Genomic DNA, 12,781 nt, shown 5'->3' on the forward strand with positions numbered 1-12,781 from the left:
ACCACCGTTTTTTGCCCGCATCCTTAGCGGATAAAAAAGAGTTGTTCTACCTGAGTTTCTTCAGACTGTTAAATGTCGCCGCATCCTTACATTTGGTAAAGTGAACTTCGTACCTCGGGTTTTTCTTGGGGTACACCAGGATATAGTCCGGGCAGGGCTTTTTCTGAGCTTCACTGCGGCTGAAATCTATATGGCCTGCAGTGACAATGCTGTCCCGCACAAAGTTTTTATCGATGTTTTCAGCGGTCATGTCTTTTTGAAAATCATCTGCATAAATGAAATTTTTGGATAGGGTTTCGGCTATTACCCGGCTGTTGGGCAAGTAACCACTGCAGCTTACCCCTTTCTGGTTCAGAATAAAAAATACAATAATCAGTCCCGGTACCAGACCGATGAGGAAGAATTTTAGTTTTCTCAAGATTTAAAACATTAAAAGATTGATGTCATGATAGGGCAACCCGAAAAGATCACAAATGATTTTTTTGGTATGCCGGCCTTTATACATATACAGACTTTGTTTGATTTCGTTTTTGTGGATGAACATATTTTCTATGCCGCCCTCTTTGTCGTAACTCAGTAAATAGCTCAGGAAAAAATTGGATATGGCTTTACTGGTAGTGCGAGGAATTCTGGACGTAAGATTAGGCAGTCCACAGTGAATCACATCATGCTTGATGAGGTAAGGATCAGAAAGGGTAGTGATTTCAGTGGTTTCAACTACTTTTCCATAATCTACGGTGACGTCTATGATGACACTTCCTTTCTTCATAATCTGCACCATTTCTTCGGTAACAATGGGTTCCATGCTGGTTCTGGGCAATGCACCTATGAGTACATCTGCACGCCGCAGGCTTTTGGTAAGTTCCTTCGGGTCTATGATGGATGTGGGCACGCGGCCGTCAATCATCATGTGAAGTCTTCGGAGTTTGGAGAGGGAATTATCAAAAACTTTCACACTGGCTCCCAGTCCCAGTGCCGCTTTCACAGCAAATTCACCTACGATTCCGGCGCCTATAATGACCACTTCGGTAGGCCGCACCCCAGTGATGCCACCCAGCATATTTCCGTTGGACAAGGCCAGCAACTCCGCCGAGTACAATATGGAAGCGGTGCCGGCAATTTCGCCGATGAGCCTTACCAGAGGTAGTTGTCTGTACTCGTCAGCTATAAATTCAAACGCAATGGCATTGATTTTTTTGACGGCCAGTTTTTTAAAATATTCCGGATTCCGCAGGTTGATCTGGAGTGCAGAAATAAGGTGCGCATTGTTTTTAAGATAGTCAATTTCATCCTCTGTAGGCGGGTTTATTTTCAGGACCAGATCCTGCCCGAAGGCTTCTTTGGGATCTTTGGTAATGCGTGCGCCCGCTTCAGCGTACTGCAGGTCAGTAAAGAAAGAGGCTTTTCCGGTATCGGACTCAATGATGATGTCATGTCCATGGTTTACCAGAACCTGTACCGCATCTGGTGTAATGCAGGTACGCCGTTCATCCAGACAGGTTTCTTTGGGAATCCCGATGGTGAATTTGGGCTCTTTTTTCTGGATTTCCAGCTTCTCTTCCAACGGAAGAAGATCTTCTTCCCGAAAGGGTGTAAAAATATTTCCGCTGCTCATTTTAAAGTAAGTTGATCAATGATTTTGGCAATTGAAATGATGATACAAAGATAAGTCTTATTTAAAAAAGACAGTCCGGCCTTCCCCGGTATTTTCAATACGCATTTCGTGATGCGAAATGCCTTCTAATTCAGTTTCATATACCTCCGGCCATTCAATGATGCACAGGGCTGCACGATCCAGATATTCATCAATCCCGATATCCAGTACTTCACCGGTGTTTTTCAGCCGGTACAGGTCAAAATGAAAAATGTCTCCCGCCGGCGAATTGTATTGATTGACAATGGTATAGGTAGGGGATGTGGCCTCATCTGTACTGCCCAGCTTCCGGATGAGAAATTGCGTGAAGGTGGTTTTGCCGGCACCCAGATTCCCTTTCAGAAGCAAAATATTATGTTCTAATTGCGGAAGGATTTCTTCGGTAACTTTCTCCCAGTCGGTCATGGTAACTACGTGCATCATCTTTTTTGAATCAGGTAAGTTTTATGGGGTCAAAAATACGAATTTAATTACTCGGTCAGGTGTTTTATGCTGGCATATGACTCATGGGAATCTGAAGCCTGCCGGTTGTAGTTTGTTTTCCTTAAATTCCTTACTTTTACACCATGATTTCAAAAGCTACCATAGACCGTATTTTCTCTACAATCCGAGTAGAGGAAATAATTGGTGAATATGTGCAGCTGAAGCGTGCCGGCTCCAATTTCAAAGGATTAAGCCCTTTTAAAGATGAAAAGACGCCAAGTTTTGTCGTTTCTCCCAGTAAACAGATCTGGAAAGATTTTTCTACGGGCAAAGGCGGTTCTGCCATCACGTTCCTCATGGAAATTGAAAGTTTTACCTATCCCGAAGCATTACGTCACGCCGCAAAAAAGTACGGAATAGAAATTGAAGAAACGGTTTTTGAACCGTCTGAAGAGCAGAAAGCCGCACAGTCTGAGAAAGAACTGCTGTATAAAATTCATGAGGTTGCCAATGACTATTATCAGCAACAGATGCATGAAACCGCAGAGGGCAGAGCCATCGGATATGCCTACTTCAAGGAGCGTGAACTGAAAGACGAGATCATCCGGAAGTTCCAGCTGGGTTACTCGCCGGAACAGAAAAATGCCTTTACCACCTATGCGCTGGATAAAGGATATTCCAAAGAAATTCTGGAGAAGTCCGGCTTATCCATTTTCCCCGAACATAGCCCCGGAGGCGTAGACCGGTTCCGCGAGCGGGTGATTTTCCCCATTCACAGTTTCTCCGGCCGGGTGCTGGGTTTCGGAGCACGGATTTTAAAAAATAATGTAAAAACAGCCAAATATCTTAATTCGCCGGAGACCGAGATTTACCACAAATCTGCTGTGTTGTATGGTCTCAATCAGAGCAAACAGGCCATATCCCGTAAGAATCTATGCCTTTTGGTAGAAGGGTATATGGATGTGATTGCATTGCACCAGAGCGGCATCGAGCATGTAGTCTCCAGTTCAGGAACATCATTGACCCATGATCAGATCCGCCTGATTAAAAGGCTTACCGAAAATGTAACCATTCTGTTTGACGGCGATGAAGCGGGCATTAAAGCGAGTTTCAGAAGTATAGATATGCTTCTGTCTCAGGGAATGAATATCCGTTTGCTTTTATTTCCGGACGGTGATGACCCGGATTCCTTTGCCAGAAAACATCCGCAGGAATATACAGAGCACTATATAGAGACCGAAGCGAAGGACTTCATTGACTTTAAATCCGAAATTCTGCTGAGAGATGCCGGAAAAGATCCCATAAAAACGGCAGAAGCAATACGGGATATTGTAAAATCTGTGGCCTATGTTCCCAATGCGCTGAAGCAGGAGGTCTATCTGAAAGAAATCTCTGCCAGATTCGGACTCAGTGAGCAGAGTTTATTCAGCGAACTGGGCATACAAAAGCAGGTAAAACAGCAGGGAACCCGACCCGAAGTGAAGCCGGTAAAACCCAGTATGGAAGTGGTTCAGGGTCCCGGGCAGACCATAGATCCGCTGTTGGTGCTGGAGGAAAAACTGGTAGAACTGATGCTGAAATACGGTGATCAGATTGTAGAACGCAGGAATGAAGCCGGTGAAACGTATGAAATCACGGTCATAGAGGAAATTCTGGCGCATTTGGGTGAAGATGAATACGAAATCCAGTCGCCGCTCAATCAGCGTATTGTACAAGAAATCTCTGAGGGTATTGCCAAAAGTGAACTGCGCTCCGGTCATTTTTTCTTCAGCCTTATGGACGAAGAACTGACTGGCAAGGTGGCAGATGTGCTCATTAATCCGCATGAGAACAGTGACTGGAGCAAACACAATATTTTCTTTCAAAAAGAAGAAGAAGTGGTGCCGAAACTGGTGCATGATGTGATGATCCGGCACAAAAGAGAATTTGTAATGGCCATGATCCGCAAAATTAAAAACGCACTGGCAGAAGACGGAGATCAGACCGAAAATTATATGAAAATTGTAAAACTGAACGAACTCCGGAAGGAAATGGATACCGTCTTATACCGCATTTTGTGACAAATTGACTATTTTTGAAAGAGGAACGGATTTTGTGCCCTGCAAAGGATAGGAAAATTTCTATTTAAACAACGAATTTATGGATATAAAAAAAGATTTCAGAGATTTCTCTGTAAAGCATTTAGGAAACAGCGGTCTGGCGACCGATCAGTACATGGGCATGTTTAACCCCACCAACCTTACTCCTTATATTATGGAAGAAAGACGTCTGAATGTAGCTCAGATGGACGTTTTTTCGCGTCTGATGATGGACAGAATCATTTTTTTAGGAACCGGAATTGATGATCAGGTGGCCAATATTGTGACGGCTCAGCTCCTGTTTCTGGAAAGTTCTGACGCATCCAAGGATATTCAGATTTACATCAACTCGCCGGGGGGCAGCGTATATGCCGGCTTGGGTATTTACGATACCATGCAGATTATAAAGCCGGATGTGGCCACCATCTGTACCGGTATGGCAGCTTCTATGGGAGCGGTGTTACTGGTAGCAGGTGAGAAAGGCAAGCGTTCTGCGCTGAAGCATTCGCGTGTTATGATTCACCAGCCCAGCGGTGGCGCTCAGGGGGTGGCTTCCGATATGGAAATCAACCTGCGTGAGATGCTGAAACTCAAAAAAGAATTATATGACATCATCTCTCACCACTCCGGACAACCTTATGAATGGGTGGAGAAAGCCTCTGACCGTGATTACTGGATGACCTCTGCCGAGGCCAAAGAAATGGGCATGGTAGATGAGGTGCTGGAAAGAAAGAAAGAAGCGTAATCGCGTTTTCCAATGCATAAGATTCCGTCTTGCATGAATTTGGGGGACGGATTTTATTACATTTCTATGCAAAACAAAGCCGCTGCAAAATTTTTTGCGGCGGCTTTTGTATTCAGAAAATTCATCAGGCATTAAACCCTTCAATAATCTTTGCAAAATCGTCTATTTTCAGGGCGGCACCTCCTATAAGTCCGCCATCAATATCGGGTTGCGAGAAAATTTCTTTCGCATTGTCAGGTTTCACAGAGCCTCCGTATAAAATGGAGATTTCATCGGCAACTTCCTGTCCGTATTTGGCAGCAATTAAACTTCTGATGTGGGCATGAATTTCCTGCGCCTGCGCCGGTGTTGCAGTTTCCCCCGTACCGATGGCCCAAATGGGTTCGTAAGCAATCACTACTTTTTTTATCTCTTCTGCAGAAAGGGTGAAGAGGGCAACTTCTGTCTGGTTTTTCACCACTTCCAGATGCTGGCCGGCTTTTCTCTGTTCCAGGGTTTCGCCGTTGCAGTAAATGGGCGTCAGTCCTTTGTCCAGTGCCAGTTTTACTTTCTGATTGCAGTGAGCATCTGTTTCACCATGGTATTGTCTGCGCTCAGAATGCCCGATGATGGCTCCTGTAGCCTCTATGGACTCCAGCATATCGGCAGAAATTTCACCGGTATAGGCACCACTTTCATGGGCGCTCATATCCTGCGCAAAGATGCCGATTTCATTATTTTCGTACAGATCTTTAGCCATCAGCAGATAAAGAGCCGGCGGGGCAATCCATACTTCACACGAAGCCGGATTATTCTTTTTATACTGCAGTAACTGAAACATCAATTGTTGTGCATCAATTACATTCTTGTTCATCTTCCAGTTTCCGGCTACAATTTTTCTTCTCATAAGGTATATTTAGATTTAGATTGTTGTTTCGGGAGTGCTTGTTAAGCTATTTTCCACATGTTTTTCAGAAGTTTATAGAAACGGTGTTCATCTTCACTTACTGCATCATCTGCTTTAATCAGCGATTTGGCAAATGAAATGAAGCTGCTTCTTTCATCTGCGGTGGAGTCGTCATAGAAACATCTTGCATGAAACTCAAAGTGATCTTTCCAGTCTTCCGGGTTCAGAGAAGCAATGATGTCCAATTCGTTGTCCAGATTCATGCGAAACGGAAATTCATCTGCCAGATATTCCTGAATTTTTAATCCTTCTTCCGGCGCAAATTCGTCGTCTATAGCAGAAAGAATCATCAGTAAATGATAGCCGGCAATGGATTTGTTGGATTTTTGCATTACAGTTATTTTGTCGTTTTAATGTTGATATTAATGATTCAAATTTAATCATTTAAAAAGTCTTTTGCCGATTTTTTATCAGTTATTTTACCGTGTTGCAGCACCAGTACGAAAGGATTGCTGCGGGCGATGGTTTTAATGGCTACGCCATCCATGGTGGCAGCCGGCAGGGTCCTGAATGTGCTGATGTCTGTAGATACTCCCAGTATGTAAGTACCTGGCATCGCTTCGATTTTGGCCTCTGCGGCCGCAGCAATCTTCGGGTCAATGTTTTTTGGGTCGTACGCGAAGAGAATTACCGCATTTGGCGCCTGCAGAATCTGCTGTACCAGATCATTTCCGTTTTCATCTTCAATCCGGAATTTTACAATTTCAGAGGCATAGCCTTCCTGCACCATTTTGGTCGTGGTCAGATCTTCCTGGATTTCCCATGGTGTCCCTTCTTCCCAGTATTTTTTATCGCTCACAAAATCGTCCTGGTTGATTTCCAGCACTTCTCCTGTTTGTTTGTTTTTCAGGGAATAAAAGGTTTTGTATACGGACGGGTTGGCGTCAATTTTCTTTCTTTCTGCGTTGATATCAGTCCCTATTTTATAATGTCTGAAATCAATCACCGGTTCATGGCGGATGCCGTGTACCGTAACCCAGGCCATGGCCGCTGCCAGAACACCTAAGGTAATTGTACTTAATTTTCCGGTTTTCAGCTGCCTGAAATCCTTTCGGTATAAAAACCACAGAATGATGAGTCCCGCAAGGAGAATAATATCCTTTAGGAAACTCTGCCACGGGGTAAATTTGATGGCATCTCCGAAACATCCGCAGTCTGTCACTTTATTGAAATACGCAGAGTAAAAAGTGAGAAATGCAAAAAATACGCAAAGGGCAATGAGGGACAGCAGGGTAGTGCGCAGCCGAATTCCCAGTAAAAGCATGAAACCCAGAATCAGCTCCAGCGCCACTACAAAAATAGCGATGGGCAAAGCCAGTTCTTCAAAAAATGGCATATTGAATACCGATGGCGAGAAATATTCTTCCAGTTTAAAGGAAAATCCTACTGCGTCTACGGCTTTCACAAATCCGGAAGCAATAAAAATCAGGGCAATGATGATGCGTAAAATGGCTCTCATACTTTTGTTTTGGGGTCGGTTAAATATCAGGATGGTTCTTCGTTAATTTTAATCAGGCTGAATACTGCATAGTTCAGCATATCATAAAAGTTGGCATCCAGGCCTTCGGAAACTTCTGTTTTTTCATTATTTTTCAGAATCATCTTCATGCGCAGGATTTTCTGGTAAATCATATCGGTGATGGAAGAAATTTCCATGTCGCGCCAGGCTTCTCCATAGTCATGGTTTTTGCGTTCCATCAATGCTTTTCCGGCGGCCGCAAAATGGTCATACAACTCCATCATTTCGTCCCGGTCTGCTTCAAAATCATCTGCAAAACCTTTTTGAATCTGGATGAGCCCGATGATCGAATAATTGACAATCGCTATAAAGTTTTCGGTTTCACTTTCGCCTACCCGGGAGACACCGGTCATCTGGAAATTTCGCAGACTTTTTACTTTAATCAGAATCTGGTCTATGACGGAAAGCGCCCGCAAAACCCTGAAAGAAGCTCCATAATCCGACTGTTTTTTATAAAAAAGATCACGGCATTCCGCAATCACTTCATCAAACTGTATAGAGGTTTTTGTCATAGTTTCAGTTAATGTTTCAAAGATAAGAATTTTGAACGGAAGCAAGAAGTACAGCCTGCAGCACAGCGCTGCCGGGCAATTTCGTAACTTTGCCGCATGAACGCAACCAAATCTTTAATCAACTGCCGCGGAAGACTGGTCACCCTGGATCCTCCACTCATTATGGGAATTCTGAATCTCACCCCGGATTCATTTTCAGATGGCGGCCGGTTTAACAATGAGAAAGCTGCCCTTTTGCAGGCTGAAAAAATGGTGCGTGAGGGTGCAAAAATCATAGATGTGGGTCCGCAATCTACCCGCCCGGGCGCAGATTTTCTAAGCAGTGCAGAGGAAATACGGAGAATTGGAACGCTGATTTCGGTTTTGAAAAAAGAGTTCAGTGATGTGCTTGTTTCTGTAGATACTTTCTATTCTGAAACGGTAGAATTTGCTTGGAACGAGGGCATGGACATCATTAACGATATTTCGGGGGGTAATTTTGACCCTAAGATGTTTGAAATGGCTGCCAAAACAGGTTTGCCCTATGTTTTGATGCATGTAAATTCTACGTATGACACCATGCATGATAAAGTGATTGAGGAAGATATTATTCTCAACATTAACCGGTATTTCTCCGAAAAGTGTGATCTTCTGCTGGCTGCAGGCGTAAAGGACATTATTCTGGATCCGGGTTTCGGCTTCGGGAAAACAGTGGAGCAGCAACACCAGATGATTGATGAACTGGAGTATATAGGATTCAACGGGTACCCGCTGCTGATCGGGATTTCGCGGAAATCATTTATCTATAAACCATTAGGCAAAAAACCTGCAGATATTACAGAGGAAACGCAGAACCTGCACCGCAAAGTGCTGGACAAAGGAGCCCGAATTCTGAGGGTGCACGATGTGGAAACCACCCGCAGCACCATTGAAAATCACAGATGAAATTCTATACTGAGCAGGAATTATCTAAGGAAATCTGATGATCAGTTCATCCCCGAAAGTTTCTCTGCATATTCTTGTGCAAATTTTTCCCGGTCTTCATTCAGTTTTTCCAGAGAATCGGGAAGTGTATAGCTGAAGAGAATCTGATCCTGGTCATCTGTGAAAATCAGTTCTTTTTCTTCGCCATCCATCAGTTGGGCGAAAATTTCCCACATGGAGGTGTCTTTGGTTTTCAGCATTTCAAAGAAAGGAGTTGCTTTGATTTGTATGGCTTTCATTAAAATATAAATTAAAGTTAAAAAGCAAGGAGTTTAAATTTCAGCTGTACTGCAAAGTTGTCTGAGAATTTTGGTGTATGGTAATAGCCCACGCGGTAAAAAAGTCCAAGATTGAAATAGCTGGAAAGGAAATTATTCCATTCCAGGCCTACTTCCTGATACAGGTGATCCAACTTGCGGAAGTTGAACTGATGGTACTCGGGATTTCTCATATTGCCGATGACGCTGCGGTGAATGATATCAAAACTGGATGAGTTCTGCCCGATGCTCCGGAAATACCACGGAATGCGGTGGGTGAAATACTGGCCCACAAATTCGTCATTGTAATACATGCCGCCTTTCATGGTGGCAAATCCAAGATAGGAAGTCAGGTTGAATTTGAAATTGTTGCTTCCGGAAAGACCGTTCATGGTAAAATGATGCCACACCGGTGCTTCGCCGAAAAGCTTACCACCATATACCCGGATCCCCGTGAGTCCCAGTTTGGTTTTAAACTGATGATTAATAAGTACATCTGCTTTGCTGTATTTGAAGTCGCCGCCCAGTCCTTCCCACGCCTGTTCAAAGTTCAGAAAGAATTCCGGGTAACGTTTCCGGGTGGTAAATTTGCCCTGAGGCGTCATCATATTTCTGGAAAAAGGGGAATATTTGAAAGAAAGCAGCGTGCTGAAATTCGTGAAATCTGCAATGGCATTCCGGTAGGTATAGTTGAAGCACGCTTCCTCCGTCTGCAGTCTTCCGGCCAGTTTCATGCTCAGGTTATTGGTCAGGTCATATTCAAAAGTAATTTTCCCGCCTTCGAAGTGGTAGAAACGATCATTATTCAGGGCAATTCCGGCATTGTTAATTTTCATTCTGAAATCCCAGAAATGCTCGCTGAATCGTCCTGCAGCCATTACATCATGATAATATTCGCCACGTAATATTGCGGTGCGGTTACGGGATAAATGATAATCTGCGCCCACTCCGTATTTCACATCGCCATCTTTGAAGCCGTACGCAAAATAAGCATCCGGAGAGAATACCGGACTGAATTTTTCATTCAGCTTCACCGAAATCCCGGCACGGGCACCTTCATACAGATTATACCCGATGACTTTTCCAAGGTCAATATCCACTTTGTTTACCCTTAGTTTACCTCGTACCAGTGCAGACAGTACGCTCGCCTTGCTGTTGATGTCCATTTTCTGTCCCAGACTGTCTATTACCACATAGGTGTTTTGCTCCCTCGGTGTCAGATTTTCTGTTCTGTACTGATCCATGAGGCTGCCGTCTGCATTTTTTACTGAAAAAGTATAACCGCGGAAGTCTTTGGGGTTTTCTTCTATCGGGGATTCGTGATCGAAATAAGTGGCGGTTATCATGCCGTAGGTCCGGAAATTGTCTACCGTGCGCATGGTTTGTCTGCGCTCCGGATCTTGTTCGTCTGCACTATTATCCTGATCCGGTTCCATGCTCATATTGGTAAGCTTCATTTTGATGGATTCACTTTCCAGGAACCATTTTCCGTACAGCGGTTTCCAGATGCTGGTCATGCTGCCGTCGCTTTTTTCCTTGTTATGGCTTTCTATCTTTCTCAGACCATAGGTTTCGGTATCTACATAGAGATAGCCATTGAATTTTCTGCGTTGTACAGCTTGTTTGTAGGTGACTTCACGGAAGCTGATGACGTAATTCTGTCTGCCTTCTATGTCTATGGAGTCGGTCAGGAAATAGCGGTAGAGGTTCTGGTTTTCTTCGCGGATTTCCCGTGGCATGCGGTCACGGTTGCTCTGAATGGCCATCATTTCGTAGAAGGGTTCAGAAAGTCCGGCCACGCGGTTATCCAGTACGTTTATTTTTTCACCGTATTTGCTGGAATGCAGAAATTCCTGAGCCCTTTCCCACAGGAATAATTTACTGTTGGCAAAAACTTCTTTCACCGTTACAGTAGTGTCTTCTTCTTGTTTTTTATCCTTTTTTTTAAGGGACAGCCGGTCCATGAGACGGGTCATCTCGCTGAGGGACTGGTTGTAATGCTGCAGGCTGTCTTCGTCTATGTCAATGGAGATTTTCTCATAAGATTTGTAGCGGTAGGAATCCAGGCTTTTCGGCGAATTATTTTTGTAGTTTTCCCGTACCTTTTTCAAAATCGCCAATGCCCGGGGGTCACTGCTTTCATTAATGATGACGGTTTCAATATTCTGGGTTTTCAGGTCGGTTTTGGCCAGATATACCTGCATTACAGCATCTGTAACGGGTTTTTCTGTATAGTAACCATCCTTGCTCACTTCTACCTGCAGACAGTCTGTGGTAAAACTCAGGGTTCCGTTGTTTTGTGTATAGCCCAGTACAGTACCGTTACACGTTACGGCTGCTCCGGCTACCGGAATTTCGCTTCCGGACTGGTACACGGTGAGCACAGACTGAGATTTATATATCGTAAAGAGAATCAGCAGGATCAGTGACAGTTTTTTTTTCATAGGCCGTGTTTTTGCTTTAAAAATCTGCAGGCAACTTACAAAAATAAGCAACAAATTTAAAAAACGTCCGTTATTAATTTTTATTTTAAAGTATGAAGAAAGCGATATTATTTTTACTCACGATGATGTCTGGCAGCTTCATTAGCGCCCAAAAATGCTATGACCTGAATGGAATGATGAAGATGAAATACCATCCCGTCTACGAAAAACATCTGCAGGCCTCCCGGAAATTCAATATGAAGGTTTTGAAAAATTCTACTTCAATTGCCAGTTATAAGAAGCAGGGCAAACTGATTACCGTGAAAACGCTGGGCAAGGGCTACCGTATTCAAAAGTTGAATTTCAGTAAACCGGTACTCGTGCCCAGGGCGCAGACCGTTCTGAAGGAGATAGCCAAAAATTTCAGCGCCAGAAGTAAGGGGAGTACCCTAACTTATACATCTCTTACCCGCACGCTGGAAGATCAGTGCCGCCTCCGGAAGGTGAATCCCAATGCATCTGCGGGTCTGAGTTCGCATAATTACGGAAATTCCTTTGATGTGTCGTATGTTCGGTTTAATGACAGGCTGGCTGCCAATGCACGACTGGACAAAATTCTGGAAAACGTGCTGAAGGATCTGGAGAAGCAGGGCAAAATATATTATATCAAAGAAAAACAACAGAATTGCTACCATATCACGGTAAGGGCCTGACGATAAATAGGGCGGGCGAAATTTTTTGTAGTACATTTGCCGCAAATTTTAAAGATAAATGCATGAAAAAAATGATTATTGCTACGGTTCTTTTTATGGGAACTGTTATGTTCGGAGTGGCACAAGCACAGTCTAAAGATCAGCTTAATGAACTTAAGGCTAAAAAAGAAGTCCTGAAATTGAATACGAAACTGGCCAACTATAAAATTGATCTGGAGAGGGAAAAACTAAACCATGCCAAGTATCTGGAGGAAGCCAAAGATGTTACCGGAACTGCAGATAAACTGGGAACAAGATTCGAAGGAAGTGCAGATACTGCATCCAATGCTAAGGAAGCGAAAAAAGTAGCTAAAAAAATGAAGGCGGCACAGAAAGCGAATAAAAATGTAACCAGCAGTGCCAAAAAAATTGAAAATCTGGAAAAGAATATTAAAAAAACAGAAAGCAAAATCGCTGAACTGAACCACCAGATTCAATTTGTGGAAGCTAAGTAATGCTGCACTTCATGAAAATGCAAATCCCGGCCGGCGGCCGGGATTTTTGTTGGG

Annotated in this window: 14 protein-coding genes; 5 read left to right on the forward strand and 9 right to left on the reverse strand. The window is 43.7% G+C overall.

Translation table 11 applies throughout. The annotated features are described in order from the left end of the window. Window positions 1-46: 46 nt before the first annotated feature. The 3 genes from LKO26_RS10740 to tsaE are packed head-to-tail and all read right to left on the reverse strand — an operon-like array spanning window position 47 to window position 2,074. On the reverse strand, window positions 47-418 hold the full coding sequence (locus tag LKO26_RS10740) for a hypothetical protein (protein ID WP_227587864.1): 372 nt from the start codon (window positions 416-418) through the stop codon (window positions 47-49). A 3-nt stretch (window positions 419-421) separates the two neighbouring features. Next, on the reverse strand, window positions 422-1,615 hold the full coding sequence (locus tag LKO26_RS10745) for an alanine dehydrogenase (protein WP_227587865.1): 1,194 nt from the start codon (window positions 1,613-1,615) through the stop codon (window positions 422-424). 57 nt (window positions 1,616-1,672) lie between these two features. Then, window positions 1,673-2,074 carry a tRNA (adenosine(37)-N6)-threonylcarbamoyltransferase complex ATPase subunit type 1 TsaE gene (gene tsaE / locus LKO26_RS10750; protein ID WP_410681713.1) on the reverse strand — a complete coding sequence of 134 codons (402 nt, stop codon included), beginning with the start codon at window positions 2,072-2,074 and terminating at the stop codon, window positions 1,673-1,675. A 146-nt stretch (window positions 2,075-2,220) separates the two neighbouring features. Between tsaE and dnaG the strand changes: the two genes are divergently transcribed. Both dnaG and clpP read left to right on the forward strand, forming a co-directional pair. Continuing rightward, window positions 2,221-4,137, forward strand: coding sequence for a DNA primase (dnaG, locus tag LKO26_RS10755; protein WP_227587867.1), 1,917 nt, complete (start codon window positions 2,221-2,223; stop codon window positions 4,135-4,137). 79 nt (window positions 4,138-4,216) lie between these two features. Then, a complete protein-coding gene (gene clpP, locus LKO26_RS10760; RefSeq protein ID WP_227587868.1) occupies window positions 4,217-4,900 on the forward strand; it encodes an ATP-dependent Clp endopeptidase proteolytic subunit ClpP in 684 nt (227 codons plus the stop codon). A gap of 124 nt (window positions 4,901-5,024) precedes the next feature. Here the strand turns inward: clpP and tpiA are convergent, their stop codons facing one another. The 4 genes from tpiA to LKO26_RS10780 are packed head-to-tail and all read right to left on the reverse strand — an operon-like array spanning window position 5,025 to window position 7,877. After that, window positions 5,025-5,786 carry a triose-phosphate isomerase gene (tpiA, locus tag LKO26_RS10765; RefSeq protein ID WP_227587869.1) on the reverse strand — a complete coding sequence of 254 codons (762 nt, stop codon included), beginning with the start codon at window positions 5,784-5,786 and terminating at the stop codon, window positions 5,025-5,027. Window positions 5,787-5,827: 41 nt separating this feature from the next. Further along, on the reverse strand, window positions 5,828-6,178 hold the full coding sequence (locus LKO26_RS10770) for a TerB family tellurite resistance protein (protein ID WP_227587870.1): 351 nt from the start codon (window positions 6,176-6,178) through the stop codon (window positions 5,828-5,830). Window positions 6,179-6,222: 44 nt separating this feature from the next. Beyond that, window positions 6,223-7,305 (reverse strand): BT_3928 family protein, encoded by a 1,083-nt coding sequence (locus tag LKO26_RS10775; RefSeq protein ID WP_227587871.1) that lies wholly within the window; start codon window positions 7,303-7,305, stop codon window positions 6,223-6,225. Between the two features lie 26 nt (window positions 7,306-7,331). Further along, window positions 7,332-7,877, reverse strand: a complete 546-nt coding sequence (locus tag LKO26_RS10780; protein WP_227587872.1) for a DUF1599 domain-containing protein — start codon at window positions 7,875-7,877, stop codon at window positions 7,332-7,334. A gap of 96 nt (window positions 7,878-7,973) precedes the next feature. Here LKO26_RS10780 and folP point away from each other — a divergent pair, with 96 nt between their 5' ends. After that, window positions 7,974-8,801, forward strand: coding sequence for a dihydropteroate synthase (gene folP, locus LKO26_RS10785; RefSeq protein ID WP_227587873.1), 828 nt, complete (start codon window positions 7,974-7,976; stop codon window positions 8,799-8,801). A 41-nt stretch (window positions 8,802-8,842) separates the two neighbouring features. Here folP and LKO26_RS10790 read toward each other — a convergent pair whose 3' ends face one another. Both LKO26_RS10790 and LKO26_RS10795 read right to left on the reverse strand, forming a co-directional pair. After that, on the reverse strand, window positions 8,843-9,079 hold the full coding sequence (locus tag LKO26_RS10790; protein ID WP_227587874.1) for a hypothetical protein: 237 nt from the start codon (window positions 9,077-9,079) through the stop codon (window positions 8,843-8,845). Between the two features lie 17 nt (window positions 9,080-9,096). Further along, complete coding sequence (locus LKO26_RS10795; RefSeq protein ID WP_227587875.1) at window positions 9,097-11,541, reverse strand: DUF5686 family protein; 2,445 nt, start codon at window positions 11,539-11,541, stop codon at window positions 9,097-9,099. A gap of 92 nt (window positions 11,542-11,633) precedes the next feature. Between LKO26_RS10795 and LKO26_RS10800 the strand changes: the two genes are divergently transcribed. Further along, window positions 11,634-12,233, forward strand: a complete 600-nt coding sequence (locus LKO26_RS10800; protein ID WP_227587876.1) for a DUF5715 family protein — start codon at window positions 11,634-11,636, stop codon at window positions 12,231-12,233. A gap of 62 nt (window positions 12,234-12,295) precedes the next feature. Next, window positions 12,296-12,727, forward strand: a complete 432-nt coding sequence (locus tag LKO26_RS10805; RefSeq protein WP_227587877.1) for a hypothetical protein — start codon at window positions 12,296-12,298, stop codon at window positions 12,725-12,727. Window positions 12,728-12,781: the final 54 nt, after the last annotated feature.

Origin of the sequence: Chryseobacterium sp. MFBS3-17 (assembly GCF_020687745.1) — a bacterium.
Classification (GTDB): Bacteria; Bacteroidota; Bacteroidia; order Flavobacteriales; family Weeksellaceae; genus Marnyiella.